20 protein-coding genes and 1 rRNA gene are annotated in these 26,115 nt (G+C 71.0%); 10 read left to right on the top strand and 11 right to left on the bottom strand.

Translation table 11 applies throughout. The annotated features are described in order from the left end of the window. Window positions 1–18 precede the first annotated feature (18 nt). Window positions 19–1,104, bottom strand: coding sequence for an S-(hydroxymethyl)mycothiol dehydrogenase (locus tag DCW30_RS19595; protein ID WP_062779702.1), 1,086 nt, complete (start codon window positions 1,102–1,104; stop codon window positions 19–21). 625 nt (window positions 1,105–1,729) lie between these two features. Continuing rightward, complete coding sequence (locus DCW30_RS19590) at window positions 1,730–2,560, bottom strand: IclR family transcriptional regulator (protein WP_232626631.1); 831 nt, start codon at window positions 2,558–2,560, stop codon at window positions 1,730–1,732. 189 nt (window positions 2,561–2,749) lie between these two features. Between DCW30_RS19590 and DCW30_RS19585 the strand changes: the two genes are divergently transcribed. Both DCW30_RS19585 and DCW30_RS19580 read left to right on the top strand, forming a co-directional pair. Beyond that, complete coding sequence (locus tag DCW30_RS19585; protein ID WP_076687180.1) at window positions 2,750–3,073, top strand: bifunctional 3-phenylpropionate/cinnamic acid dioxygenase ferredoxin subunit; 324 nt, start codon at window positions 2,750–2,752, stop codon at window positions 3,071–3,073. Window positions 3,074–3,093: 20 nt separating this feature from the next. After that, on the top strand, window positions 3,094–4,299 hold the full coding sequence (locus DCW30_RS19580) for an NAD(P)/FAD-dependent oxidoreductase (protein ID WP_076689552.1): 1,206 nt from the start codon (window positions 3,094–3,096) through the stop codon (window positions 4,297–4,299). Window positions 4,300–4,345: 46 nt separating this feature from the next. Here DCW30_RS19580 and DCW30_RS19575 read toward each other — a convergent pair whose 3' ends face one another. After that, complete coding sequence (locus tag DCW30_RS19575; protein ID WP_373569043.1) at window positions 4,346–4,846, bottom strand: hypothetical protein; 501 nt, start codon at window positions 4,844–4,846, stop codon at window positions 4,346–4,348. Between the two features lie 437 nt (window positions 4,847–5,283). Here DCW30_RS19575 and DCW30_RS19570 point away from each other — a divergent pair, with 437 nt between their 5' ends. From DCW30_RS19570 to DCW30_RS19555, 4 genes are all read left to right on the top strand, one after another. Then, window positions 5,284–8,235 (top strand): sensor histidine kinase, encoded by a 2,952-nt coding sequence (locus DCW30_RS19570; protein ID WP_076687182.1) that lies wholly within the window; start codon window positions 5,284–5,286, stop codon window positions 8,233–8,235. Further along, window positions 8,232–8,672 carry a roadblock/LC7 domain-containing protein gene (locus DCW30_RS19565; protein ID WP_062779710.1) on the top strand — a complete coding sequence of 147 codons (441 nt, stop codon included), beginning with the start codon at window positions 8,232–8,234 and terminating at the stop codon, window positions 8,670–8,672. Before DCW30_RS19570 ends, DCW30_RS19565 begins: the two co-directional genes overlap by 4 nt. Window positions 8,673–8,681: 9 nt before the next feature. Further along, a complete protein-coding gene (locus tag DCW30_RS19560) occupies window positions 8,682–9,143 on the top strand; it encodes a DUF742 domain-containing protein (RefSeq protein ID WP_079107575.1) in 462 nt (153 codons plus the stop codon). A gap of 101 nt (window positions 9,144–9,244) precedes the next feature. After that, window positions 9,245–9,850 (top strand): GTP-binding protein, encoded by a 606-nt coding sequence (locus tag DCW30_RS19555; RefSeq protein ID WP_076687183.1) that lies wholly within the window; start codon window positions 9,245–9,247, stop codon window positions 9,848–9,850. A 73-nt stretch (window positions 9,851–9,923) separates the two neighbouring features. On the opposite strand, the gene glpK is transcribed toward DCW30_RS19555, so the two are convergent. From glpK to DCW30_RS19530, 5 genes are all read right to left on the bottom strand, one after another. Beyond that, window positions 9,924–11,444: a glycerol kinase GlpK gene (glpK, locus tag DCW30_RS19550; protein WP_076687184.1), complete on the bottom strand. Its 1,521-nt coding sequence runs from the start codon at window positions 11,442–11,444 to the stop codon at window positions 9,924–9,926. Between the two features lie 42 nt (window positions 11,445–11,486). Further along, window positions 11,487–12,242, bottom strand: coding sequence for an MIP/aquaporin family protein (locus DCW30_RS19545; protein WP_076687185.1), 756 nt, complete (start codon window positions 12,240–12,242; stop codon window positions 11,487–11,489). Between the two features lie 448 nt (window positions 12,243–12,690). Then, a complete protein-coding gene (locus DCW30_RS19540) occupies window positions 12,691–13,881 on the bottom strand; it encodes a lipid-transfer protein (RefSeq protein ID WP_076689554.1) in 1,191 nt (396 codons plus the stop codon). Next, window positions 13,878–14,324 carry a Zn-ribbon domain-containing OB-fold protein gene (locus DCW30_RS19535; protein ID WP_076687186.1) on the bottom strand — a complete coding sequence of 149 codons (447 nt, stop codon included), beginning with the start codon at window positions 14,322–14,324 and terminating at the stop codon, window positions 13,878–13,880. Before DCW30_RS19535 ends, DCW30_RS19540 begins: the two co-directional genes overlap by 4 nt. A gap of 94 nt (window positions 14,325–14,418) precedes the next feature. Further along, window positions 14,419–15,225: a M15 family metallopeptidase gene (locus DCW30_RS19530; RefSeq protein ID WP_076687187.1), complete on the bottom strand. Its 807-nt coding sequence runs from the start codon at window positions 15,223–15,225 to the stop codon at window positions 14,419–14,421. A gap of 51 nt (window positions 15,226–15,276) precedes the next feature. On the opposite strand from DCW30_RS19530, the gene DCW30_RS19525 reads away from it, so the two are divergent. Beyond that, on the top strand, window positions 15,277–15,831 hold the full coding sequence (locus DCW30_RS19525) for an NUDIX domain-containing protein (RefSeq protein WP_373569115.1): 555 nt from the start codon (window positions 15,277–15,279) through the stop codon (window positions 15,829–15,831). A 113-nt stretch (window positions 15,832–15,944) separates the two neighbouring features. Here the strand turns inward: DCW30_RS19525 and DCW30_RS19520 are convergent, their stop codons facing one another. Beyond that, complete coding sequence (locus DCW30_RS19520) at window positions 15,945–18,305, bottom strand: glycoside hydrolase family 31 protein (RefSeq protein WP_076687188.1); 2,361 nt, start codon at window positions 18,303–18,305, stop codon at window positions 15,945–15,947. Window positions 18,306–18,520: 215 nt separating this feature from the next. Between DCW30_RS19520 and DCW30_RS19515 the strand changes: the two genes are divergently transcribed. Then, window positions 18,521–20,506, top strand: coding sequence for an acetoacetate--CoA ligase (locus tag DCW30_RS19515; RefSeq protein ID WP_076687189.1), 1,986 nt, complete (start codon window positions 18,521–18,523; stop codon window positions 20,504–20,506). 85 nt (window positions 20,507–20,591) lie between these two features. Next, window positions 20,592–21,485, top strand: a complete 894-nt coding sequence (locus DCW30_RS19510; RefSeq protein WP_076689558.1) for a hypothetical protein — start codon at window positions 20,592–20,594, stop codon at window positions 21,483–21,485. A 62-nt stretch (window positions 21,486–21,547) separates the two neighbouring features. Here the strand turns inward: DCW30_RS19510 and ptsP are convergent, their stop codons facing one another. Together ptsP and DCW30_RS19500 are read right to left on the bottom strand one after the other, a co-directional pair. Then, entirely contained in the window at window positions 21,548–23,218 is a 1,671-nt protein-coding gene (gene ptsP / locus DCW30_RS19505; RefSeq protein ID WP_062779729.1) for a phosphoenolpyruvate--protein phosphotransferase, read from the bottom strand. Between the two features lie 77 nt (window positions 23,219–23,295). After that, a complete protein-coding gene (locus DCW30_RS19500) occupies window positions 23,296–23,745 on the bottom strand; it encodes a PTS sugar transporter subunit IIA (RefSeq protein ID WP_062779731.1) in 450 nt (149 codons plus the stop codon). Between the two features lie 692 nt (window positions 23,746–24,437). On the opposite strand from DCW30_RS19500, the gene DCW30_RS19490 reads away from it, so the two are divergent. Next, window positions 24,438–25,965: ribosomal RNA gene (locus tag DCW30_RS19490) — 16S ribosomal RNA — on the top strand. The last annotated feature ends 150 nt before the right edge of the window (window positions 25,966–26,115 follow it).

Below are 26,115 nucleotides of genomic sequence, written 5' to 3'. Positions count from 1 at the left end.
GGTTCGTCCGTGCGGGGCTCACAGGACCACCACCGAACGCAGCACCTCGCCCCGCCGCATCCTGGCGAAGGCCTCCTCCACCTGGTCGAGGCCGATCGTCTCGGAGACGAAGCCGCCCAGGTCGAGGCGGCGGCTCAGATACTGGTCGACCAGGATCGGGAAGTCCCGGGTGGGCAGGCAGTCCCCGTACCAGGACGACTTGAGGGCGCCGCCGCGCGAGAACAGATCGATCAGCGGCAGCTCGACCACCATCTCCGGATCGGGCACCCCCACCTGCACGAGGACACCCGCGTGATCGCGCATGTAGAAGGCCTGTTTGTACGTGGACGGGGTGCCGACCGCGTCGATCGCGACGTCGACCCCGTGGCCGCCGGTCAGTTCGCGGACGGCCTCGACCGGGTCGGTGCCGCGCGAGTTGACCGTGTGCGTGGCGCCGAAGCGGGTCGCGCCGTCCAGCTTGGCGTCGTCGATGTCGACGGCGATGACGCGGCGGGCCCCGGCCAGCGACGCCCCGGCGACCGCGGCGTCGCCCACGCCGCCGCAGCCGATGACCGCGACGGTGTCGCCGCGGCCCACCTGCCCGGTGTGCACCGCGGCCCCGTAGCCCGCCATGACGCCGCAGCCGATCAGGCCGACGGCCTCGGGGCGCGCGGCCGGGTCGACCTTCACGGCCTGCCCGGCGGCGACCAGCGTCTTCTCGGCGAAGGCCCCGATGCCCAGGGCCGGGCTCAGGGCGGTGCCGTCCAGGAGCGTCATGGGCTGCCGGGCGTTGCGTGAGTCGAAGCAGTACCAGGGGCGTCCGCGCAGGCAGGAACGGCATGTCCCGCAGGGGGCGCGCCAGGCGATGACCACGTAGTCGCCGGGGGCCAGGTCAGTGACGTCCGCGCCGACCGCCTCGACCGTGCCCGCCGCCTCATGGCCGAGCAGGAACGGGAAGTCGTCGTTGACGGCGCCCTCCCGGTAGTGCAGATCCGTGTGGCAGACCCCGCAGGCCTGCACGGAGACGAGCACCTCACCCGGGCCGGGGTCCGGCACGACGATCGTCTGGACCTCGACGGGCGCGCCCTTTTTCACGGCGACGACGGCACGGACCTCGTGGGGCACGGCCAGACTCCTCTGCTGTTGCGCATGGCTCGATGGCATGGGGACGTACGACTGCTCTACGACGCTGTTGCGTACTGCACGATCGGTTGCGCTATGAGAGACATAGTGAGAACGCCATCGAGAGGGCGTCAAGAGGGTGGAGCCAAGCGTCCGCAAAACGGCGGAGACCGGTCGATCCGGCCGCCCGGACGCGCGTGGGCGGGGCCAGGAATCCCTGACCCCGCCCACGCGCGGGTGCGCTCACCACCGGCTGGGGGCCGCAGGGCCGCGGGCTGCGGTCGCCGGGCGGTGGGGGGTCACCGGGCGGCGAGGCCTTGCCGGGCGGTGGGTGCCTGCCGTGCGGTGCGTGCCTGTAGGGCGGCGAGGTCCTGCCCGGCGGTGGGTGCCTGCCCGGCGGTGGGTGGCTGCCGTGCGGCGAGCGCCTGCCGTGCGATGAGGCCCTGCAGGGAGGCGAGGCCCTGCAGGGAGGCGAGGGCCGCCAGGCGGCCAGGTCCTGCCGGGCGGTGAGCGCCTGCCTAGGCTGCCGGTACGGTCGGCGTGCTCGGCGTCACCGTCACCGCCGCCATGGCGGACACCGCCGCCGTCCCGGTCCTCGCGGCCGCGATCCTCGCCGCCGCCTCCGTCGTCAGAAGCCGTACCCCATCCGCCGCGACAGCTCCACGGCCGCCGTCACCGTCCGCTTGGCGACCTCGGTGAGGCGCTCCTCGGTCAGCCGGTACACCGGGCCCGAGGCGCTGAGCGCCCCGATGACCTTGCCGTCGTGCGCGCGCACCGGCGCGGCCACCGCGGCGAGGCCGACCTCCAACTCCTCCACGGCGACGGCGAAGCCCCGCTCCACGACGGTCTCCAGCTCGCCGCGCAGCGCCACCGTGCCGGTCACCGTGTGCTCGGTGAGGCGCGGCAGCGTGCGCGCCACCATGCCCTCGCGCAGCGTGGTGGGCAGATGCGCGAGCAGCACCTTGCCGCTGGACGTGGCGTGCAGCGGGGTGCGCCGGCCGAGCCAGTTCTGCGCGGTCACCGAGGCCGGGCCGCGGGCCTGCATGATGTTGACGGCCGCGTCGTCGTCGAGGACCGCGATGTTGACCGTCTCGCCCAGCTCGTCCGCGAGTTCGCGGCAGACCGGGGCGCCCTCCTGCGAGATGTCCATGCGCACTGCCGCCGCCCCCGCGAGGCGGAGTACGCCGGCGCCCAGGAAGTACTTGCCGCGATCCTTGGCCTGCCCCACCAGGCCCCGGTTCTCCAGGACGCCGAGAAGGCGGAAGGCCGTCGACTTGTGCACCCCCAACTCGTCGGCGATCTCGGTGACCCCGGCCTCGCCGTGGCGCGCCAGGATCTCCAGGACGCTCACCGCACGGTCCACGGACTGGACGGATCCGGCGGCTCCCTTGGGCTGCCTCTCCCGCGTCCCCCGCTCCGGCTCACTGCCGTGATCAGCCTGTTTCCGTGTGCCGGTCATATCTCGACTCTCACCACCTGGCGGCTGTCGTGAGCCGCGTCTTCGGGGAGCCCTTGACGTGACGGGCACCCCGACCGGATTCTGTTGCGTATAGCGCTCCCTCGTGCGCCATGTGAAACATCATGTTACCGAAGGGTCTTGACCCCAGAAGGGGTCGGGACCGGGCCGAATGACACCAGAGGGGGGCCCATGATTTCCGTATGCCGCCTCGAAGACCTCCCCGCGGGCGAATCCGTCCGCGTCGACACGACACCGCCCGTCGCGGTGTTCAACGCCGACGGTGAGCTCTTCGCCGTCGACGACACGTGCAGCCACCAGGACGCGTCCCTGTCCGAGGGATGGCTGGAGGGCTGCCTGATCGAATGCCCGCTGCACGCCGCCACGTTCGACCTCCGCACCGGACACCCCACCTGCCTGCCCGCGCGCAGGCCCGTCCGCACCCACCAGGTGTACGTCGAGGACGGCATGGTCCTCGTCAGCCTGGCCACCGCCGAGGAGGGGTCCGCCGCATGAGCGCGGCCACCGGGGACCGCATGCGCGCCGTCACCGTGGTCGGCGCCTCGCTCGCCGGCCTGTACGCGGCGCGCGAGCTGCGCGCCCAGGGCTTCGACGGACGCCTGGTCGTCGTCGGAGCCGAACCCCACCAGCCGTACGACAGACCGCCGCTCTCCAAGGACTTCCTCACCGGCGGGACGGACGAGGGCGGACTCGCCCTGACCGACCCCGAGGAGACGGCGGACCTGGACGCCGAGTGGATTCTCGGCGTCCGCGCGCGAGCCCTCGACGCCCGCGGACGCACGGTCGTCCTCGACGACGGCCGGACGCTGCCGAGCGACGGCGTGGTCATCGCCACCGGGGCCTCGGCGCGACGGCTCCCCGGCCCCGCGCTCGCGGGCGTCCACACCCTGCGGACCCTCGACGACGCCCGCGCCCTGCGGGCGGCGCTCGTCCGAGGCCCCCGCCGCGTGGTCGTGATCGGCGGCGGTTTCATCGGGGCCGAGACGGCGTCCTCGTGCGCGGCGCTCGGGCACGACGTCACGGTCGTCGAGGCGGCGCCGGTCCCGCTCGCCGCCCAACTCGGCGCCGAACCCGCGCAGGCCTGCGCCCGGCTGCACGCGAGCGCCGGCACACGCCTTCTGACGGGCGTCGGCGTCACCGCGCTGCGCGGCGCCTCGCGAGGACCCGCGGCGGCGGCCCACATCACCTCCGTGGAACTGACCGACCGGCGCGTGCTCCCCGCGGACCTGGTCATCGTCGGCATCGGGGCCACGCCCCGTACGGACTGGCTCGCCGGCTCTCCCCTCTCTCTGGACGACGGCGTGCTCTGCGACGACGGCTGCGTCACCGCGCTGCCCCATGTCGTGGCCGTGGGCGACGTCGCCCGCCCGGGCGGCGTCCGCGCCGAACACTGGACGAGCGCCACCCAGCAACCCCGCGTGGCCGTACGGAACCTGCTCGCCGGACGCACGGTCGAGACGGCGCGCCCCCTGCCGTACTTCTGGTCGGACCAGTACGGCGCCCGCGTCCAGTTCGCAGGGCGGCGGCGCGAAGGCGACACCGTCCGCCTCGTCGAAGGCTCCCTGGAGGCTCCGGACGAGGGCTTCCTGGCCGTCTACGAACGCGCGGGCCGCACCGTGGCCGCGCTCGCGGTCGGCCGCACCCGGCCGTTCATGAAGCTGCGCAGGACTCTCATGGCGGCCTGGGCCGCTGACCCCGCGGGGGAGCCCGTGGCGATCTGAGTCCGGCCGCCCACCCGGTCCCCGTGGCGCTCCGCGCTGAACCGGCTCAGGAGTGCGACAACTGCCCGGCTCCGCCGCGCCCACGTATGCGTATGCGTGTCTTGCCGCGGGCCGCGACCCTGGCCTGCCTGCGGGCCCTGCGCCGCTCACGCCGCAGCTGCCGCGCCGTGCTGCTCGGCATCGACACCACACCGTGCCGCTGATTCCACACCTGCCGGGTCACCCATACGTCAAGGACGCCCCAGGTGGCCACCACGGTGCTGGCCACACTGCTCAGCACCATCGGGAAGGCGAGCCAGGAGCTCGCGAGCGTCGCCAGGACGGCGACCATCGCCTGCACCAGCGTGACCGCCACTATGATCACGGCCCGCACGGCCGCCGTCCGCACCGGATCGGGCAGCCGCCTCCTGCGGGCGGGCTCCTCGACCCACAACGGCGGGCGGGAGTCCACGTCCACCGCCTCTTCCCACCGGGCGGCCTCCCGGGCCTCCCCGGCCCCTATGGCCCCGCTGCTCCCCGACGCCCTGTGGCGCTCTGCCGTGCCCATCATTTCGTCACTCCCCCCGCTGCTTCGCGGCCGTTCACGAACGCACTGCGGGCCCCGGGCAGGAAGCCCTTTGGATCAACTCACCTCTGGGTGCCCGGTTCGCCGCGCTATACACCGCCTGCCGACGGCCTGCCCTCTGCATGAAGGACGAACGAGAGATCGGAAAGATTCCCCGTCCGGTTCCGCACAGCGAAGAAAATCGGCCAACTGGCATACAAGGCACGGGGGATGGGGGCGGGTGGCGTGCGCCGCTCGGTGGGACGCAATAGTCCGTAATGAAGGGACAACTGCTGACGTCCTTTTCGCGTCACGGCCGAAAAGCGTTCGGATGCGTCTTCGAGTTGCTCGTGAGTCAGTAGTAGGCTCGCGCCGTTTGTTGACGCACATGTGTGCCCCTGGCCCATGCACGGTCGCAGGGGGCCGATCTGGGGGAGGCCATGCGCTTTCGCGGGAAGTCCATCCGCCGGAAGATCGTGGCACTGCTGCTCGTGCCGCTGGTTTCCCTGACCGCGATCTGGGGTTTCGCCACCGCCATCACCGGCCGTGAGGCCGGCAGGCTCCTCGACACCGCCAACGTCGTCGAGAAGATCGGCTATCCGATCGAGGACGCGATCCGCGTCGTCCAGCAGGAACGCCGCCAGACGCTGGTGTACCTGGCCGATCCGCGCGCGTCCGACGCCCTCGCGGCGCTGCGCCGCAGCCGGACCGCGACCGACGACGTGCTCTCCGAGGTCCGCGAGAACAGCAGGGACTCCGACGTCCTCGACAGCATCGACGGCAACTCGCACACCCGCCTCACCGCGCTGGTGGACGCCTTCGACGGCATCGCGTCGCTGCGCCGCACCGTCGAAGAGGGCACGATCTCCCGGTCCGGCGCCCTGAAGATGTACACCAAGCTGATCGACCCCTGCTTCAGCCTGCTCACCACCCTCAACGGCTTCGCCGGCCTGGAGGATGTGAGCTTCGACCAGCAGGGCCGCGCGCTCGTCGGCGTCTCACGCGCGCGTGAACTGCTCTCCCGCGAGGACGCGATGGTCGGCTCGGCGCTCGTCGCCCGGCGGCTCACCAAGTCCGAGATCCAGCAGGTCGCGGAGCTCAGGGCGCAGCGCACCCTGCTGTACGAAGTGAACCTCGCGCCCCTCTCCCAGGACGAACGCGGCCGTTACGAGCGCTACTGGAACGGCGCGGAGACCACTCAGCTTCGCAAGGCGGAGAAGGACATCGTCGCCTCCACGCCCGGCGCCCCGCACAAGGTGACGTCCGCCCACTGGGACGAGACGGCCGGCCGGGTCCTCAAGCAGCTCGCCGAGCGCGACGTCGCGGCGAGCGACCGCTTCAAGGACCGCGTGGAACCGGCCGCCTTCGACGTGGTCGTGCGCCTCGTCCTGGCCGGAGTGCTCGGCCTGCTCGCCCTCCTCGTGTCGATCTTCGTCTCCGTCCGCATCGGCCGCGGTCTCATCCGCGACCTGCGCCGCCTTCGCCTGGAGGCCCACGAGGCCTCCGGCGTCCGGCTGCCCGGCGTGCTGCGCCGCCTGGCCGCGGGTGAACAGGTGGACGTCGAGACCGAGGCGCCCAGGCTCACGTACGAGAAGGACGAGATCGGGCAGGTCGGCCAGGCGCTCAACACCCTGCAGCGCGCCGCGGTCGAGGCCACCGTCAAACAGGCCGACCTGCGGCGCGGCGTCTCCGAGGTCTTCGTCAACCTCGCCCGCCGCAGCCAGGTCCTGCTGCACAAGCAGCTCACGCTCCTGGACACCATGGAGCGCAGGACGGAGGACACCGACGAACTGGCCGACCTCTTCCGCCTCGACCACCTCACCACCCGCATGCGCCGGCACGCCGAGGGCCTGGTCATCCTCTCCGGCGCCGCACCCTCGCGGCAGTGGCGCAAGCCCGTCCAGCTCATGGACGTCGTCCGCGCGGCCGTCGCCGAGGTCGAGGACTACGAGCGCATCGAGGTCCGCAGGCTGCCCCGCATCGCGGTCACCGGCCCCGCCGTCGCCGACCTCACGCACCTCATGGCCGAACTCCTGGAGAACGCCACGGTGTTCTCGCCGCCGCACACCGCGGTGCAGGTCCTCGGCGAGCACGTCGCCAACGGCTTCACCCTGGAGATCCACGACCGGGGCCTCGGCATGACCGCGGACGCCCTGCTCGACGCCAACCTCCGGCTCGCCGAGACCCCCGAGTTCGAACTGTCCGACACCGACCGGCTCGGCCTGTTCGTGGTCAGCCGGCTCGCCCAGCGCCAGCGGGTCCGCGTCTCCCTGCAGCCCTCGCCGTACGGCGGCACCACCGCCGTCGTCTTCATCCCCGAGGCCCTGCTCACCGACGACGTCCCCGACACCGGCGGCGTCGGCTTCCGGCTCGACCGCCCGCAGGCCAAGGAGCCCGCGCCGGGCGCCGACAGGGCCGCGGACCGCACCGCCGCGCTCTCCCAGGTCCCCGTGCGACTGCCCGGACTGCCCGCCTCCGTGCTCGACGGCCCCGTGGAGCTGGAGGCCCCCGTCGGCATGGCGGACCTCGACCCCTTCCCCGGTGCGCTCGGCGACGACGACAGCGAGCGCGGCGGCCTCTTCCGCCCGCGCCGCCGGGTCGCCGGCGCCCCCGGTGAGCAGCACCAGCAGGCCCGCGACGTCCGCGAGCCCGGCCGCGCCGAACCCACCCGCGCCGACGCCGCGCAGATCCGCGAGGACGATTTCGACGAGGACGCCCACACCGGCGGCCTCGTGCCGCTGCCGCGCCGCAGGACCCCGAAGCTCGTCAGGTCCAACGGCCGCCCCGTCACGCACAGCAGGCCGCAGGACGGCCGGTCCAGGGAGGGCAGGACCTCGGAGAGCCGGACGCAGGACAGCCGGTTCCCCGACGGGTTCCCCCTGGCCCCCGCGCCGGCGGACGAGACCCCGGAGCCCCCGCGGGCGTCCGGACCGCACTCCGCCTGGCCCGACCTGTCCCCGCCGCACCGCGACGTCACCGGCGACGGCACGGCGCCCGGCCTGCCCCGGCGCACCCGCCGCACCGGCCCGCAGGGCGGCGCGGTCACCGACCGCCTCGCGCAGGGCCGCGGCGCCCCGGCCGAGACCGGGCCGCGTCCCGTCCCGGCGCCCGTGGCCGACGCCGACCAGGACCGGAGCACTCCCATGACCGCCCCGGGCGGGCTGCCCCGCCGTGTCCGGCAGGCCAACCTCGCCCCGCAGTTGAAGGACGGACCCGACCTCCGCTCCGACCGCGCCGAGACCCGGCCGGAGGAGCGGGACGCCGACGAGGTACGCAGCCGCATGGCCTCGCTCCAGCGGGGCTGGCAGCGCGGCCGCGACGAGAACGCCGCGGGCGACCACGCCACCGACGGCACAGCACCAGGAACGACATCTGAGGGGGACGGTCGATGACCGCACCGAAGGCCGACGCACGCATCGCCACGACCGGGGCGGTCAGGGAGCTGAACTGGCTCCTCGACGACTTGGTGCAACGCGTCGCCAGCATCCGCAAGGCGCTCGTCCTCTCCGGCGACGGGCTGCCCACCGGCGTGTCCAAGGACCTGACCAGAGAGGACAGCGAGCACCTCGCCGCCGTCGCCTCCGGGTTCCACAGCCTCGCCAAGGGCGTCGGCAGGCACTTCGAGGCGGGCAGGGTCCGCCAGACTGTGGTCGAGCTCGACGACGCCTTCCTCTTCGTCACGGCCGCGGGCGACGGCAGCTGCCTCGCTGTCCTCGCGGACGCCGACTCCGACGTCGGCCTCGTGGCGTACGAGATGACGTTGCTGGTCAAGAGGGTGGGTGTGCACCTGGGTACGGCGCCGCGCACGGACCTGCATACGGGAGGGTAGTGGGAGGGCATGAGCCACGACGGTCGAGGAACGCAGAGGACCAACGCACTGTGGGGGACGTCTGGTACGGCCGGGACCCCGGGGACGCAGGAGACGCACCGCTGGTTCGACGACGAGGCCGGACCCGTGGTGCGCCCGTACGCCATGACGCGCGGGCGCACCACGAGCCCGGGTCAGCACCGCCTCGATCTCATCGCCGTCGTGATCGCCGAGACGCAGGTCCCCGGCGACCACGACGCGGACCGGACGCTGTCCCCGGAGCACGTGGACATCGTCGAACTCTGCCGTGACACCCCTCAGTCGGTCGCGGAACTCGCGGCCGAACTCGATCTGCCCATCGGGGTGGTGCGGGTGCTGATCGGGGATCTCGTCGACGACGAACTGGTGCACGTGACCCGTCCCGTGCCCCCGGCCGAGCTGCCGGACGAGAGTATTCTGCGCGACGTGATCAGCGGCCTACGGGCGCTCTGACCGGCGCGGCGGCGGGAGTGAGAACGTGACTGGCCGGCGGTTGCGGGGCGGCGGCAACGGACCGGCCCCGCGCGACACCACTGATGCAGGAGAAGTGAGCGATGATCTTCAGGCGTTCTGAGCGCGCCAAGGCCTCTGTCGAGCCGGTCACGCTGAAGATCCTGGTGGCCGGGGGCTTCGGCGTCGGCAAGACGACCCTGGTCGGCGCCGTCAGCGAGATCAAGCCGCTGCGCACCGAGGAGACCCTCAGTGAGGCGGGCCGCCCCGTCGACGACACCAGCGGCGTCGCGGGCAAGCACACCACCACGGTGGCCATGGACTTCGGCCGCATCACCCTGCGCGAGGACCTGGTCCTGTACCTGTTCGGCACCCCGGGCCAGGACCGCTTCTGGTTCCTCTGGGACGAGCTGGCCACCGGCGCGCTCGGCGCGGTGGTCCTCGCCGACACCCGCCGCCTCGAGGACTGCTTCGCCGCCGTCGACTACTTCGAGCGGCGCGACATTCCGTTCGTGATCGGCGTCAACTGCTTCGACGACGCCTCGCGTTACCCCGCCGAGGCCGTCCGGCAGGCCCTCGACATCGACGAGGGCGTACCCGTCGTGCTGTGCGACGCCCGGGACCGCGAGTCCGTCAAGGAAGTGCTCATCAGCGTCGTCGAACACGCCATGGCCGCCGCCGCGGCAGTCCGCGAGCCCGCCACCACCTGACCGCACGGGCGCCGCGGCGCGGGCACGGCCCGTACCCCCGCCGACCGGGGTACGGGCCGCGGCCCCACCCGGCTCAGCCCTGCCCGTCCTCCAGCCAGCCGAAGCTCCGTTCCACGGCCTTGCGCCAGTTGTGGAACTCCTTGTCCCGCGCGGTCGCCTCCATCCGCGGCGACCACTCGACGTCCCGCTGCCAGTGCGCCTTGAGTTCGTCGAGGTCGTTCCAGACACCGGTCGCGAGCCCGGCCGCGTAGGCGGCGCCCAGACATGTCGTCTCGGACACCTTCGGCCGGATCACCGGCACCCCGAGGACGTCCGCCTGGTGCTGCATCAGCAGATTGTTCTTGGTCATGCCGCCGTCCACCTTCAGGGTGGTGATCCGCACCCCGGAGTCCTGGTACATGGCGTCGACGACTTCACGGGTCTGCCAGCTCGTGGCCTCGAGGACCGCGCGCGCCAGGTGCGCCTTGGTGACGTACCGGGTCAGGCCGGTGACGACACCGCGCGCGTCCGAACGCCAGTACGGGGCATAGAGGCCGGAGAACGCCGGGACGATGTACGCTCCGCCGTTGTCGTCCACGCTCGCCGCGAGGGTCTCGATCTCGTCCGCGCTGCGGATGATGCCGAGCTGGTCGCGGAACCACTGCACCAGGGCGCCCGTGATCGCGATGGACCCCTCCAGGCAGTACACGGGCGCCTCGGAGCCGATCTTGTAACCCATGGTGGTCAGCAGCCCGTTCTTGGAGGGGACGGGCCGGCTGCCGGTGTTGAGCAGCAGGAAACTGCCGGTGCCGTACGTGTTCTTGGCCGTCCCCGTGTCGTAGCAGGCCTGCCCGAAAACGGCCGCCTGCTGGTCGCCGAGGGCGGAGGCCACGGGCACCCCGGAGAGCTGCCCCACGGCCGTCCCGAACACCTCCGAGGACGACCTGATCTCCGGCAGGACCGCCTCGGGCACGTTCATCGCCGACAGGATCGACGCGTCCCACTGGAGGGTCTCCAGGTTCATCAGCATGGTGCGGCCCGCGTTGGTGACGTCGGTGACGTGCTTGCCGCCGTCGGTGCCGCCCGTGAGGTTCCAGATCAGCCAGGAGTCGATGGTGCCGAAGGCGATCTCCCCGCGCTCCGCGCGCGCCCGCAGCCCGGGTACGTTGTCGAGCAGCCAGGCCGCCTTGGGCCCGGAGAAGTAGCTGGCGAGCGGCAGTCCGGTCCGCTCGCGGAAGCGGTCCTGGCCGTCCGTGCCGCCCAGTTCGTCGCAGAGTCCCGCGGTGCGGGTGTCCTGCCAGACGATGGCGTTGTGCACGGGCTTGCCCGTGGCCCGGTCCCACAGCACGGTCGTCTCGCGCTGGTTGGTGATGCCGAGCGCGCTGAGCTGGTCGGCGCGGAGCCCGGCCTTGGCGATCGCCCCCGCGACCACCGCCTGCACCTTGGACCAGATCTCGGTGGCGTCGTGCTCCACCCAGCCCGGCTTGGGGAAGATCTGGCGGTGCTCGCGCTGGTCCACGGCGACGATCGCGCCGTCCTGGTCGAAGATGATGCAGCGACTCGAAGTGGTGCCCTGGTCGATCGCGGCGACGAATTTCCCGTTGCTCTCCGGCATGGCTACCCCTTGATGGCCCTTGATGACCTGTGACGGGAAGACTCAGAAGGCTGCGGTGTAAATGAGACCCGCGAGGGCTCCGCCGATCAGCGGCCCCGCCACCGGGACCCAGGCGTAGCTCCAGTCGGACGTGCCCTTGTTGGGGATCGGCAGGAACGTGTGCACGATGCGCGGACCGAGGTCGCGCGCCGGGTTGATGGCGTACCCCGTGGGCCCGCCCAGCGAGAGACCGATGCCGACGACGAGGAACGCCACGATCAGCGTCTGTACGCCCGACTCGCCGAGCCCCTTGGTGAGCCCGAAGGCGAGGATGGGCAGCACCAGCGCGACGGTCGCGATGACCTCGGTGACGACGTTGGCGACGGGGTTCCGGATCTCCGGGATGGTGGAGAAGATGCCCAGCGTGGGCGTCGGCTCATGCCCGCTCGTCACCTTGTCCTTGACGCCGCGGGTGACGTTGGCGTTGAACTGCGCGAGGTACACGAGGTACGCCAGCACGGCGCCGAGCATCGCGCCGACCATCTGGCCGAGCACGTAGAGCCAGACCTTGTCCCACGTGCCGGTGTCGATGGCGATGCCGAGCGTGACGGCCGGGTTGAGGTGGCCGCCCGAGAGCGGGCCCGCGGTGTAGGCGCCCGCGAGCACGCCGAAACCCCATCCGAAGGCGATGACGACCCACCCGGAGGACTTCGCCTTCGAGTGGCTGAGCGTGACGGCGGCGCACACGCCGGCGCCGAGCAGGATCAGGATCGCGGTGCCGATGACCTCACCGATGAAGATGTCCCCGTTTGAGTACATGGCGGCTCCTAGGCCCTCGCCCGGGGCGGTGCGCCCCGGTACTCCGTGCAGGGTGCAGTTCCCACGACCGCTGCCTGGATGGGCCCGGCTGTCGGAGCCGGGGGCGGAAGTCTCCCGCATCCCGCCCGGCGTCCATGGACCAGCGCGCCGTGGCAGTCGCATCGCCGATGGGGGATACCCGGTTGACCAGGGCCTTCGTACGGGCCCTTCGCGCGCAGAGGCTCTGAGCGCCGGAGCCGAGGCGCGGCGACGCCGACTGACACCCGGAAGTGTTCACCGGCGGTGATGGAGCGTCAAGGCCGCGGACGTCAACGGTTGACCGGTGCGGACGCTTCCCCCTGACGCCCACCCTGAACGGTCCCCCGGCGTCCGTGATGGCGAGCCGCGTCCGGCGACCCGGGCCCTGCCCAAGACTTCGGCGCTCGGTGACCGCCGAGGGGCGGTGTGCCTAGCGCACGGCGATTACCGAGGACCCGTGGCCGAAGAGGCCCTGGTTCGCGGTGACCCCGACACGGGCCCCCGACACCTGCCTGGCCCCGGCAGCGCCCCGCAACTGCCAGGTCAGCTCGCACACCTGGGCGATGGCCTGCGCGGGGACCGCCTCGCCGAAGGAGGCGAGGCCTCCGCTGCTGTTCACCGGGACGCGTCCGCCCGGGGCCGTCGCCCCGTCGTGCAGCAGCTTGGCCCCCTCACCCTCGCCGCAGAGCCCCAGATCCTCGTACCACTGCAGCTCCAGCGCGGTGGACAGGTCATAGACCTCCGCCAGGGACACGTCTTCGGGGCCTATGCCCGCTTCCTCGTAGGCCGCACGCGCGATGGACGCGCGGAACGTCCGGCCGGCGGGGGCGACGGCGGCGGCCGAGTCCGTGGCGATGTCCGGCAGGTCGAGCACCGTGTTCGGATAGGTGGGCGTGACGGTGGAGACCGCGCGGACGCGCACGGGATCGGGCGCCCCGTGCCGCCGCGCGAACTCCATGCTGGACAGGACGAGGGCGGCCGCCCCGTCCGATGTGGCGCAGATGTCGAGCAGCCGCAGCGGGTCGGCGACGACGGCCGACGCGGCGACCTCGTCGGCCGTGACGGGCTTGCGGTAACGCGCGTACTCATTGAGCGCGCCCGACGCCGCGTTCTTCACCTTGACCTGCGCGAAGTCCTCCAGCGTGTCGCCGTGCACGGCCATTCTGCGCCGTGCGTAGAGCCCGAAGTAGGCGGGGTTGGTCGCGCCGAGGACGCGGAAGCGCAGCCAGTCGGGATCGTCCGGCCTGTCCCCGCCGGCGGGCCGGAAGAAGCCCTTCGGCGCCGCGTCGGCGCCGACGACCAGCACGACGTCGGCCATGCCCGCGAGGATCTGCGTACGAGCGGTGGAGATGGCCTGGGCGCCGGACGCGCACGCCGCGTACACGCTCGACACGCGTGCCCCCTGCCAGCCGAGCGCCCTGGCGAACGTGGCCCCTGCCACATACCCCGGATAGCCGCCCCTGACCGTGTCCGCGCCGACGACGGAGCCCACGGAACGCCAGTCGACCCCGGCGTCCGCGAGCGCGGCGCGGGCCGCCACCACTCCGTACTCGACGAAGCCGCGGCCCCACTTGCCCCAGGGGTGCATGCCCGCGCCGAGCACCGCCACCTCGCCGGTCACGCGCTCGCCCCCACGGGCCGCCAGTGCCAGGTCGTCCACGTCGTCTCGCCGTCCTCGTGCAGCACGCCGGGGACGACCTCCACCTCCATGCCGACCTCCAGGTCGTCGACATGGACGCCGGGAGCCGCCTGCCCGAGCACCACCATGCGCTCCGCCTCCAGCTCCACAGCGATCAACGTGTAGGGCCGCCAGGGAAGTTCCGGGTCGGAGACGTAGGGCTCGGGAGGGCGGTAGCGGCCGTCGGTGTACGACCAGACGAGGCCGCGTCGCGACAGCGGCGCCTCGGCGAGATCGCCGCCCCCGCAGCCGGGGTTGCGGCAGTGGACGTCCTCGCGGGGGAAGAACACGGCGGCACACGCCGAGCAGCGCGTGCCGAGCAGACGGAATCCCTCCCCCTCCCCGGTGAACCAGTTGGCCACTACGGGTGTGCGCGTGCGCGACACGGCTCCTCCTGGCGGCTCCGACGTCGACTGACGGCCCGTCAGAAGTGTGCCACGGGCGCTCCGATTCCGTCAGGGGGCCGTCCGCCATGAGCCGCTACCTGCCCTGCAGCGACCTCCGCGCGACGGGGAAGTCGAAGTAGGTGTCGGGGAACGGCTCGGGCTTGTACGTGAAATGCCACCACTCCTCGGGGAGATTGACGAACCCCTGTTTGGCCAGCGCGTTCCGCAGCAGGTCCCGGTGGGCGCGCTGGGCGCCCTTGATGCGCGGGTCGTCCGTGTGCGACAGCGTGTCGAAGCAGTCGAACCCCGTCCCCATGTCCACGGAGTTGTCCGGGAAGCGCTCGCCCCGGGGCCCGAAGCACGGCTTCAGCGGCTCACCGGGGATGTACGGGCGCGTGGGCAGGGCCGGGAGCCGCACGATCGTCAGATCCAGCGTCGAGCCGCGACTGTGACCGGACTTCTCCGCGATGTAGCCGTCCGCGAAGAGCCGGGACTTGTCGACATGGGGATAGAACTCCTTCTTCATGCGCTCGTCGCCCAGATCCTCGGCCCAGCGCACGAAGTGATCGACGGCCCGCTGGGGCCGATAGCAGTCGTAGACCTTCAGGGAGTAGCCCTTGCGGAGGAGTGAACGCTGCGCCTTGTGCAGCGCCTTCGCCGCGGGCTCGGTCAGGATGCACATCGGCTTCTTGTAGCCGTCGATGGGCTCGCCCACGAAGTTGTGCGGCGTGGTGTACCGCATCTCCTGGATGATCGTCGGGTCGACGTCGCGCAGCGCGACGAACTCTTCCGGAGCCTTCGGTTCGGGCTTCGCCTGCGCGGGGGAGGAGGCGGCGGCCACGGCCAGCAGCGCGACGGCGGACACGGTGAGATTCCGCAGAGCGGGGACAAAAGCTGTCATGCTCCCTGCATCTATCAGGGCCTCGGCCCACCAGGGAAGACCGACGCCACGATGATCGGATACAGTCCGCGCGTGTCCGAATCCCCACACCCAGCCAACTCCGTCCAGGGCTCCCACTGTTCGAGCTGTGGAGCACCCTACGAAGGCCATGTCTCCGGCTGGCCCCGCACCTGCGCCGCCTGCGGAGCCGTGGCCTACCGCAATCCGCTGCCCGTGGCAGTGGCCCTCCAGCCGGTGTACGACCGACAGGGCACCGGCCTCGTCGTCGTGACCCGGACGATCGCTCCCGCGCTCGGAGGCGTCGCCCTGCCCGGGGGCTTCGTCGACGACCGGGAGGACTGGCGGGACGCCGTCGTCCGTGAGCTCAAGGAAGAGACCGGCATCTGCGCCCAGAGCCGTGACGCCCGCCTGGCCGACGCCATGAGCGCACCCGACGGCTACCTCCTGCTCTTCGGCCTCCTCCCCGAGCGCCCGGTGGCCGACCTGCCGGCCAGCACGCCGACGGACGAGACGGAGGGCTGGGACGTACTGCGCCACCCGGACGAGCTGGCCTTCCCGCTGCACACGCTGGCCGCGCGGGCGTTCTTCGAGGGGCGCTACATCTGAGTCCCGCCCGCTGAACCGGCCCTGCCCCGTGCTGTGCGGGGCAGGGCCGGGGAGTGGACTCGGAAGGGCGGGCCGCTGCTCAGCCCCCGTCGCGGGGCCCGGCCGGGCTCCGCTCAGTCACCCAGCCCCCGCACCCGCACCGGCAGCCCCACGGGCCGCTCGCCCTCGGCGCCCTCCCTCTCGACGAGCACACGGCCCCCGCTCCAGCGGGCCGTGAAGCGTTCGAGTTCCGCTTCCTCCCACCCGTCACCGGCGTCGGCGACCAGAAGGCCGCCGCCCGTGCCGCCCGGCACCGGGGCCCACACCTCCAGTTCGACGCCGCCGTCGCCGCGCACCGGGATCACGGCGCCCGCGCGCGCGAGCACCGGGACACGCGACAGCGGCGCGTCGAGACGGACCCGCCCGGGCCCCTCGTACGCCCTGCCCGTCACCGTGTCGTACCAGCGCCCGCGCGGCAACCGCACCGCCCGCTCCCGCGCCCCGTCCTCCAGGACCGGCGCCACCAGCAGGGAGTCACCGAGCAAGAACGCGTCCTCGCAGTCGCGCAAAGCCCTGTCGTCGGGGCAGCCCCACCACACGGGCCGCACATACGGAGCGCCCGTACGCCGCGCCAGATGCGCCAGCGTCACGAAGTAGGGCAGCAGCCGCCTGCGCTCGTCGAGCGCCACGCGTGCGTGCCCGAGCACCTCCGTACCGAACTCCCAGGGCTCACGCCGCCCGGCGTCGATCGCCGCGTGCGTACGGAACAGCGGCAGATAGGCCCCCAGTTGGAACCAGCGCAGATACAGCTCCGGAGAAGGGCTCCCGTCGAAGCCGCCCACATCAGGGCCCGAATACGGAACACCGCACAGGCCGAGCCCCAGCACCAGCGACAGTGACGCCCGAAGCCCCGGCCACCCCGTGGAGACATCGCCGGACCACGTCCCTCCGTAGCGCTGCATTCCCGCCCACCCCGAACGCGAGAACACGAAGGGCCGCTTCTCGGGGAGCAGCGAGCGCAGCCCCTCGTACCCGGCACGCGCCATCGCGAGGCCGTACACGTTGTGCGCCTCACGGTGGTCCCCGCCGAGCCCCTCCAGGGAGTGCCGTGCCGAACGGGGCAGCGTGGCCTCGCCGAACGCGGCGAACGACACGGGTTCGTTCATGTCGTGCCAGAACCCGGCGAACCCCTGCTCCAGTCGCTCCTCGTACAGACCGGACCACCACTTACGCGCGCGTGGGTCGGTGAAATCCGGAAACACCGACTCACCCGCCCACACGACACCGCGCACCGGCCGCCCCGCCGCGTCCCGCACGAAGGCCTCGGCCTTCACCCCGCTGTCGTACAACTCGACGCCCGGCTCCGCCTTCACCGCCGGATCGACGATCGAGACGAGCTTGATCCCGCTCTCGCGCAGCTCCCGCGCCAGCTTCGGCAGCGCCGGGAAGCGCTCCTTGTCGACGGTGAACACCTGATGCGCTGCGTAGTGGTCGATGTCCAGATGCACGGCGTCCAGCGGCAGCCCGCGCTCCCGGTAGCCCGCGACGACCCGGCGCACCTCCCGCTCGCTGCCGAACCCCCACCGCGCGTGATGGTGCCCGAGCGCCCATGTCGGCGGCAGCGCGGGAGGACCGGTGAGCGAGGCCCAGGTGTGCAGCACGCGCGCGGGGGTGCCGACCACGGCCCAGCACCGCAGCGGACCGCCGTCCATCCGCACCTCGCACGCCCCGGCCCGGTCATGGCCCGAACCCGCGCCGACCGCGCCCTCACGCAGCGAGACGGCGCCCTCCCACGTGTTGTCGTGGAAGACCAGATGCGTCCCCGCGTCGGCCACCACCATCTGCACCGGCATCGTGATGTACAGCGGATCGTCCCCGGGCCCGAAGGAGCCCCCCGGATCGGTGTTCCACAGCTGGTACGTGCCGCTCCGCAGCCGCGGCCCCCCGGACCGCCCGCCGAGGCCGAAGAACCGCGCGTCCGCCGCCACCTCGGAGCGCTGCACCCAACGCGCCTCGCCGCCCCCGGCCGGCTCCCACCAGCGGGGCGGCAGATCACGCCGCAGCATCACGCCGCCGGGGGTGCGCAGTTCCACGGAGCCGTGCCGCGACACCACCACGGTCGTGCGCTCCGAGACCACCCGCCAGCCGCCCTCCTTGTCCGGTTCGAGGACCGCCCGCGGATCGGGCTCCGGACTCCCGCACGCCAGCGCGTACGACGGCTCGGGCTCCGCGCCGTCCCAGCCCCAGAAGACGGCGCCGCCGGTCGTCACCCGCACCCGCAGCTCGGACCGGGCGAACCGCACCACACCACCACCCGGCCCCGGCTCCACCTTCGTCACCGGGCCCGGCACCCGCGCGCGCTCGGCATTCCGGGCGGACAGACCGGCCGCGTCAGCCCGCCATCTGCGCCACGACGAGCGCACCGTGCGCAACCTCCGCGCCGTGCCGACCATGCCGACCGCCTTCACCGAACGCACCAGGTCACGACCGTCCATGGTGCTCACCTTGCCATCGAAAAGGCCTCCCGCATGCTCCGTTAAGCAGCCGTTCACCTGGGGTGCAGACACATGACCCGGGAGCCGACTGTGTGAGGCAGACCCTGGTGCGGCAGTCGATCACATGGCATCGTCCCCTTCAGCCGTGTTCACGCGCACATCCAGCACGTGCGCACCCCACACGCATACGACGCGTACAGTCCGGGAGCCGCCCCATGACGTCCTCAGCGAACCCTGCGCCGCTCTGGCAGCCGAGCCCGGAGAGGATCGCGGAAGCGCAGGTCACCCGCTTCCAGGCATGGGCCGCCGAGCACCACGGAGCCCCCGCCGAGGGCGGTTACGAAGCGCTGCACCGCTGGTCGGTCGCCGAGTTGGACACGTTCTGGAAAGCCGTCACCGACTGGTTCGACGTCCGCTTCGCCACCCCTTACGCGCGCGTGCTGGGCGAGCGCACCATGCCCGGCGCCGAGTGGTTCCCCGGATCGACCGTCAACTACGCCGAGCACGCCCTGCGCACCGCGGAGGACCCCGCGCGAGCGGATACCCCCGCGCTCCTGCACGTCGACGAGAGCCACGACCCGCGGCCCGTCACCTGGGCCGAGCTGCGCCGCCAGGTCGGCTCCCTGGCCGCGGAACTGCGCGCCCTCGGCGTGCGCCCCGGCGACCGCGTCAGCGGCTACCTGCCGAACATCCCGCAGGCCGTCGTCGCCCTCCTGGCCACCGCCGCCGTCGGCGGCGTCTGGACCTCCTGCGCCCCCGACTTCGGCGCCCGCAGCGTCCTCGACCGCTTCCAGCAGGTCGAGCCGGTCGTCCTGTTCACCGTCGACGGCTACCGCTACGGCGGCAAGGAACACGACCGCCGCGACACCGTCGCCGAACTCCGCTCCGAACTGCCCACCCTCCGCGCGGTCGTGCACATCCCGCTGCTCGGCACCCACGCCCCCGAAGGCACCCTGGAGTGGTCGGCCCTCACCTCCGCCGACGTGGCACCCGCCTTCGAAGCGGTGCCCTTCGACCACCCCCTGTGGGTGCTGTACTCCTCCGGCACCACAGGCCTGCCCAAAGCCATCGTCCAGTCCCAGGGCGGCATCCTCGTCGAGCACCTCAAACAACTCGGCCTGCACTGCGACCTCGGCCCCGACGACCGCTTCTTCTGGTACACCTCCACCGGCTGGATGATGTGGAACTTCCTCGTCTCCGGCCTCCTGACGGGCACCACGATCGTCCTGTACGACGGCAGCCCCGGCCACCCCGACACCGGTGCCCAGTGGCGCATCGCCGAACGCACCGGAGCCACCCTCTACGGCACATCGGCCGCCTACGTCATGGCCTGCCGCAAGGCCGGCGTCCACCCGGCCCGCGACTTCGACCTCTCGCGCGTCAAGTGCGTCGCCACGACCGGCTCCCCCCTGCCCCCCGACGGCTTCCGCTGGCTGCACGACGAGTTCGCCGGCACCCCGGGCGGCCTGTGGACGGCCTCGGTCAGCGGCGGCACCGACGTCTGCTCCTGCTTCGCGGGCGCCGTGCCCACGCTCCCCGTCCACATCGGGGAACTCCAGGCGCCCTGCCTCGGCACGGACCTCCAGTCCTGGGACCCCCAGGGCAAGCCGCTCGTCGACGAGGTCGGGGAACTGGTCGTCACCAACCCGATGCCGTCCATGCCCATCCGCTTCTGGAACGACCCGGACGGCACCCGCTACCACGACAGCTACTTCGACACCTACCCCGGCGTCTGGCGCCACGGCGACTGGATCACCCTCACCTCACGCGGCTCGGTGATCATCCACGGCCGCTCCGACTCCACGCTCAACCGCCAGGGCGTCCGCATGGGCTCCGCCGACATCTACGAAGCCGTCGAACGCCTCCCCGAGATCCGCGAGTCCCTCGTCATCGGCGTCGAACAGCCCGACGGCGGCTACTGGATGCCGCTCTTCGTCCACCTCGCCCCGGGCGCCACCCTCGACGACACCCTGCGCGACCGCATCAAGCGCATCATCCGCGAACAGCTCTCCCCGCGCCACGTCCCCGACGAGGTCATCGAGGTCCCCGGCGTCCCGCACACCCTCACGGGCAAGCGCATCGAGGTCCCGGTCAAGCGCCTCCTGCAGGGAACCCCGCTGGACAAGGCGGTCAACGCGGGCTCGGTCGACGACCTCGACCTCCTGCGGTTCTACGAGGACCTCGCCCGCAACCGCCCCTGACAGCCGTCCCCGCAGCTCAGCGCCTGTTGTCAGTACCGCCGGTTACGGTGAGTGAGCATTGATCGACCGAGCGCAGGGGGACAAGATGGCGCCCACCCGTCACGACACGATGCGACGCGCACTGCGCCGCGAAGTCGCCGGAACCATCGGCCTGTTGGCCGACGAGGAGGACTTCGCGGCCATGCGCCGCTACCGCACCTTCACCTTCGACGACCACGAGACCTACCTCCAGCAGGTCGAAGCCCTGCTCAGAACCCTCGCCGCCCAGGGCCGCCACACCGCCGTCGTCCTCTTCGACCCCGAGGAGTACGAGGAGTACTGCGCGGAGGCCGGCCTGAACCCGGACACCCCCGACAGCCGCACCCGCTTCACCGCCGAACTGGCCTCGGGCGGCCCCACCGTCCCGTACGAGGGCCAGCCCCTCACCGACCTCCTGCCCGACCTGGTCGACGAGGCGGTCCGCAAGGCCACCTGGGAGTACGCGACGATGGCGCTCGCCCGCAGCGGCACCTGCGCCACCTGCGGCGAGGACATCGGGCAGGCCGCCTTCGCCCGCGCCTCACAGCTGATCACCCGCGCCGTGGACACCTCTGCCCCCGGCACCCGGCACCTGGTGTGCAGCGTCCCCGCGGAGAACCAGACCCTCCTCGCCGCCCTGCACATCGAGATCGACGCGGACGGCGGCGCCCGGCTCGACGACACCGAGGTCCTGGAGTTCGCCACGGTCCTCGCGGTCGGCGTCGCCACCCGGCGCGCGGCCGGCATGGTGCTCCGCACCAGCGCCGAGGGCGCCCGGGACCGCGTCCAGGGCTGGCGCATGCACGAAGGGAGCTTCCGGCCCCTCACCGCGGCCGAGGTCTTCGACGCCTACTGCACCGACGCCATCACCGGAGAGCTGATCTCCCCGGAGTCCGGCGTCGACTACTGCGCGGCCTTCGCCCTGGAGGACGAGACGCCCGAGGGAGGACACACCCACTGAACGCCCGAGGGGCGCCCCACCCCCTCGGGTGGAACGCCCCTCGGCGACACGGAACGGCTCGGCTACTCGCCGGACAGCACCGCCTGGGCGGCCTTGCGGGCTTCCTCGGCGGTGTCCACGGCACGCGCCGCCGACGCGGCGCGCTCGCACTGCGCCAGCGTGTACTTGCCGAGCGTCGCCCGCACATAAGGAATGGACGCCGCACCCATCGACAGGGAGGTGACACCCAGGCCGGTGAGGACACAGGCGAGCAGCGGGTCGGACGCCGCCTCACCGCACACGCCACAGCTCTTGCCCTCGGCACGCGCCGCCTCGGCGGAGAGCGCGACCAGGTCGAGCAGCGCGGGCTGCCACGGGTCCTGGAGACGGGACACGGCACCCACCTGCCGGTCGGCGGCGAAGGTGTACTGTGCCAGGTCGTTCGTGCCCAGCGACAGGAACTCGACTTCCTGGAGGATCGAGCGAGCCCGCAGCGCCGCCGAGGGAATCTCGACCATGGCTCCGAACTTCGCCCGCAGGCCCGCTTCGCGGCACGCGTCCGCGAACGCCTTGGCGTCCGTGCGGTCCGCGACCATCGGGGCCATGACCTCGAGGTAGACGGGCAGCCCCTCGGACGCCTTGGCCAGCGCGGTGAGCTGCGTGCGCAGCACCTCCGGGTGGTCGAGCAGCGACCGCAGGCCACGCACACCGAGCGCCGGATTCGGCTCCTCGCCCGGTGTCAGGAAGTCCAGCGGCTTGTCCGCTCCGGCGTCGAGCACGCGCACGACGACACGACCCTCCGGGAAGGCCTCGAGCACCTTGCGGTACGCCTCGACCTGAGTCTCCTCCGACGGAGCCTTGCTGCTGTCGTCGAGAAAGAGGAACTCGGTGCGGAACAGACCCACGCCTTCGGCGCCGGCCTCCACCGCGGCGGGCACGTCGGCGGGACCGCCGACGTTCGCGAGCAGCGGCACCTTGTGGCCGTCGGACGTGGCGCCCGGACCGGTCGACGCGGCCAGCGCGGCCTTGCGCTCGGCGGCGGCGGACTCGAGCTGCGCGCGCTTCTCCGCGCTCGGCTCCACGAAGATCTCACCGGTGCTGCCGTCGACGGCGACGACGCAGCCCTCGGCCAGCTCCCCGGCGCCCGGCAGCGCCACGACGGCCGGCACACCGAGCGCCCGCGCGAGGATCGCGCTGTGGCTGGTGGGCCCGCCCTCCTCCGTGACGAAGCCGAGGACGAGAGCCGGGTCGAGCAGCGCGGTGTCCGCGGGAGCGAGGTCACGCGCGATCAGTACGTACGGCTCGTCGCTGTCCGGCACACCCGGCATGGGAACACCGAGCAGCCGGGCGACGATGCGGTTCCGCACGTCGTCGAGGTCCGCCACGCGCCCGGCCATGTACTCGCCGGCGCCGGCCAGCAGCTCGCGGTAGTGGGAGAACGCGTCGTAGACGGCACGCTCGGCCGTGCTGCCGACGGTGATGCGCCGGTCGACGTCGGCGATGAGCTCCGGGTCCTGGGCGATCATGGCCTGCGCCTCCAGCACCGCCTGCGCCTCACCCCCGGCCAGATTGCCGCGCGCCATCAGGTCGGCGGCCACAGCTTCCACGGCCTGGCGGGCGCGCCCCTGTTCGCGCTCCGCCTCCTCCGCGGGAATCTGCTTGGCCGGCGGCTCGAGAACGGCCGTCCCCATGTGCCGAACCTCGCCGATCGCCACACCGTGGCTGACACCGACGCCTCGCAGCGTTGTCTCCATCAAACCCGTCTCCGATAGTGCGGCGGACCCGGCCGCCGCGGTGGTTGTACTGTCCGCCGTCAGCGACGGCGATGACGTCACTGCCAGCTGAAGAGTTCGTCGCCGGACTTGACGTCGCCGGCCTCCACCAGCCCGGAGAGGGACTCGGCCGTGGCTTCGAGCGCCACGACCGGGCAGACCGGGGACTTGCCGGCGGCCTCGACGGCGGCCGGGTCCCAGCGGACCACGGACTGACCGCGCCGCACGGTGTCCCCCTTGTTGACGAGAAGCTCGAAGCCCTCACCATTGAGCTGGACCGTGTCGATGCCGAGGTGGGTGAGGACGCCGTGACCCTGGTCGTCCACCACCACGAACGCGTGCGGGTGGAGGGAGACGACGATGCCGTCCACCGGGGAGACCGCGTCGGAAGCCTCGCGCACGGGGTCAATGGCAGTGCCCGGACCGACCATCGCGCCTGAGAACACGGGATCCGGTACTGCGGGGAGTCCGATGGCGCGTCCTGCAAGCGGAGATGAAACGATGGTCATGGCAAGCCTCCCAGGGGGTGGAGATTCGTGGCCGTCGTCGCTACCTGTCCCGGACGACGCGCGCTGTTCAGAAGCGTAAGTCATAAGAAGTCCCAGTTCCGCATGAGTGGTCCCGGTTGGCAGACGTAGAAGCACAGCACGAACGATTTGCGCCCACACGGGACGCGATGTAGAGTCGTAGACCTGCTTGAGGCCATGGAGCGCGGTCAAGCGCCCCGCCTCGGCGGCATCCATCAGTTCAGATCCTATCCCTGAGTCTGGTTCCGCATGTCTGCGGTGATCGTGGTCAGAGAGACGAACAAGACCTGATAAAGTCTGAACCGCCGGAAAGGGAAACGCGAGAGCCGAAAGGCCGAGCGGGAACCGGAAAGGCACCGAGGAAATCGGACACGAAAGAGTCTGATAGAGTCGGAAACGCAAGAACAAAAGAAACACCGAAGGGAAGCGCCCGGAGGAAAGCCCGCAAGGGTGAGTACAAAGGAAGCGTCCGTTCCTTGAGAACTCAACAGCGTGCCAAAAGTCAACGCCAGATATGTTGATACCCCGACTCACTTCGGTGAGTTGAGGTTCCTTTGAAAAAGTCCTGTACGGCATGACCGTGCAGGCAGCACAGCGAGGACGCTGTGAACCGGGGGGATTATTCCTCTCCCTGGTTCCGCTCTCGTGGTGTTCATCCCGGTAACGGGAAAACATTCACGGAGAGTTTGATCCTGGCTCAGGACGAACGCTGGCGGCGTGCTTAACACATGCAAGTCGAACGATGAAGCCCTTCGGGGTGGATTAGTGGCGAACGGGTGAGTAACACGTGGGCAATCTGCCCTTCACTCTGGGACAAGCCCTGGAAACGGGGTCTAATACCGGATAACACTCTCTCTCGCATGGGAGAGGGTTGAAAGCTCCGGCGGTGAAGGATGAGCCCGCGGCCTATCAGCTAGTTGGTGAGGTAGAAGCTCACCAAGGCGACGACGGGTAGCCGGCCTGAGAGGGCGACCGGCCACACTGGGACTGAGACACGGCCCAGACTCCTACGGGAGGCAGCAGTGGGGAATATTGCACAATGGGCGAAAGCCTGATGCAGCGACGCCGCGTGAGGGATGACGGCCTTCGGGTTGTAAACCTCTTTCAGCAGGGAAGAAGCGAAAGTGACGGTACCTGCAGAAGAAGCGCCGGCTAACTACGTGCCAGCAGCCGCGGTAATACGTAGGGCGCAAGCGTTGTCCGGAATTATTGGGCGTAAAGAGCTCGTAGGCGGCTTGTCACGTCGGTTGTGAAAGCCCGGGGCTTAACCCCGGGTCTGCAGTCGATACGGGCAGGCTAGAGTTCGGTAGGGGAGATCGGAATTCCTGGTGTAGCGGTGAAATGCGCAGATATCAGGAGGAACACCGGTGGCGAAGGCGGATCTCTGGGCCGATACTGACGCTGAGGAGCGAAAGCGTGGGGAGCGAACAGGATTAGATACCCTGGTAGTCCACGCCGTAAACGGTGGGAACTAGGTGTGGGCGACATTCCACGTCGTCCGTGCCGCAGCTAACGCATTAAGTTCCCCGCCTGGGGAGTACGGCCGCAAGGCTAAAACTCAAAGGAATTGACGGGGGCCCGCACAAGCGGCGGAGCATGTGGCTTAATTCGACGCAACGCGAAGAACCTTACCAAGGCTTGACATACACCGGAAAGCATCAGAGATGGTGCCCCCCTTGTGGTCGGTGTACAGGTGGTGCATGGCTGTCGTCAGCTCGTGTCGTGAGATGTTGGGTTAAGTCCCGCAACGAGCGCAACCCTTGTCCCGTGTTGCCAGCAAGCCCCTTCGGGGGTGTTGGGGACTCACGGGAGACCGCCGGGGTCAACTCGGAGGAAGGTGGGGACGACGTCAAGTCATCATGCCCCTTATGTCTTGGGCTGCACACGTGCTACAATGGCCGGTACAATGAGCTGCGATACCGCGAGGTGGAGCGAATCTCAAAAAGCCGGTCTCAGTTCGGATTGGGGTCTGCAACTCGACCCCATGAAGTCGGAGTCGCTAGTAATCGCAGATCAGCATTGCTGCGGTGAATACGTTCCCGGGCCTTGTACACACCGCCCGTCACGTCACGAAAGTCGGTAACACCCGAAGCCGGTGGCCCAACCCCTTGTGGGAGGGAGCTGTCGAAGGTGGGACTGGCGATTGGGACGAAGTCGTAACAAGGTAGCCGTACCGGAAGGTGCGGCTGGATCACCTCCTTTCTAAGGAGCACTTCTAGGCTGCTTCGGCAGTCCAGGGGCCAGTTCATCAGCGAACGTCTGATGCTGGTTGCTCATGGGTGGAACGTTGACTACTCGGCCTGGTTTCCGGGTCGGAGGCTGCAAGTACTGCTCGTCAGAGCGTGGAAAGCA

The sequence above is a fragment of the Streptomyces alfalfae genome (genome assembly GCF_004127445.1).
GTDB classification, from domain to species: domain Bacteria; phylum Actinomycetota; class Actinomycetes; order Streptomycetales; family Streptomycetaceae; genus Streptomyces; species Streptomyces alfalfae.
This window is presented reverse-complemented; position numbering and strand designations above follow the sequence as displayed.

Bases quoted from the DNA above. Each gene is read 5' to 3' on its own strand.
- DCW30_RS19520 (WP_076687188.1), bottom strand. From the start codon at position 18,305: ATGGACGGTCGTGACCTGGTGCGTTCGGTGAAGGCGGTCGGCATGGTC.
- DCW30_RS19585 (WP_076687180.1), top strand. From the start codon at position 2,750: ATGATTTCCGTATGCCGCCTCGAAGACCTCCCCGCGGGCGAATCCGTC.
- DCW30_RS19510 (WP_076689558.1), top strand. From the start codon at position 20,592: ATGGCGCCCACCCGTCACGACACGATGCGACGCGCACTGCGCCGCGAA.
- DCW30_RS19555 (WP_076687183.1), top strand. From the start codon at position 9,245: ATGATCTTCAGGCGTTCTGAGCGCGCCAAGGCCTCTGTCGAGCCGGTC.
- DCW30_RS19570 (WP_076687182.1), top strand. From the start codon at position 5,284: ATGCGCTTTCGCGGGAAGTCCATCCGCCGGAAGATCGTGGCACTGCTG.
- DCW30_RS19525 (WP_373569115.1), top strand. From the start codon at position 15,277: ATGATCGGATACAGTCCGCGCGTGTCCGAATCCCCACACCCAGCCAAC.
- DCW30_RS19580 (WP_076689552.1), top strand. From the start codon at position 3,094: ATGCGCGCCGTCACCGTGGTCGGCGCCTCGCTCGCCGGCCTGTACGCG.
- DCW30_RS19530 (WP_076687187.1), bottom strand. From the start codon at position 15,225: ATGACAGCTTTTGTCCCCGCTCTGCGGAATCTCACCGTGTCCGCCGTC.
- DCW30_RS19560 (WP_079107575.1), top strand. From the start codon at position 8,682: ATGAGCCACGACGGTCGAGGAACGCAGAGGACCAACGCACTGTGGGGG.
- DCW30_RS19575 (WP_373569043.1), bottom strand. From the start codon at position 4,846: ATGGGCACGGCAGAGCGCCACAGGGCGTCGGGGAGCAGCGGGGCCATA.
- DCW30_RS19500 (WP_062779731.1), bottom strand. From the start codon at position 23,745: ATGACCATCGTTTCATCTCCGCTTGCAGGACGCGCCATCGGACTCCCC.
- ptsP (WP_062779729.1), bottom strand. From the start codon at position 23,218: ATGGAGACAACGCTGCGAGGCGTCGGTGTCAGCCACGGTGTGGCGATC.
- DCW30_RS19515 (WP_076687189.1), top strand. From the start codon at position 18,521: ATGACGTCCTCAGCGAACCCTGCGCCGCTCTGGCAGCCGAGCCCGGAG.
- DCW30_RS19545 (WP_076687185.1), bottom strand. From the start codon at position 12,242: ATGTACTCAAACGGGGACATCTTCATCGGTGAGGTCATCGGCACCGCG.
- DCW30_RS19565 (WP_062779710.1), top strand. From the start codon at position 8,232: ATGACCGCACCGAAGGCCGACGCACGCATCGCCACGACCGGGGCGGTC.
- DCW30_RS19590 (WP_232626631.1), bottom strand. From the start codon at position 2,560: ATGACCGGCACACGGAAACAGGCTGATCACGGCAGTGAGCCGGAGCGG.
- glpK (WP_076687184.1), bottom strand. From the start codon at position 11,444: ATGCCGGAGAGCAACGGGAAATTCGTCGCCGCGATCGACCAGGGCACC.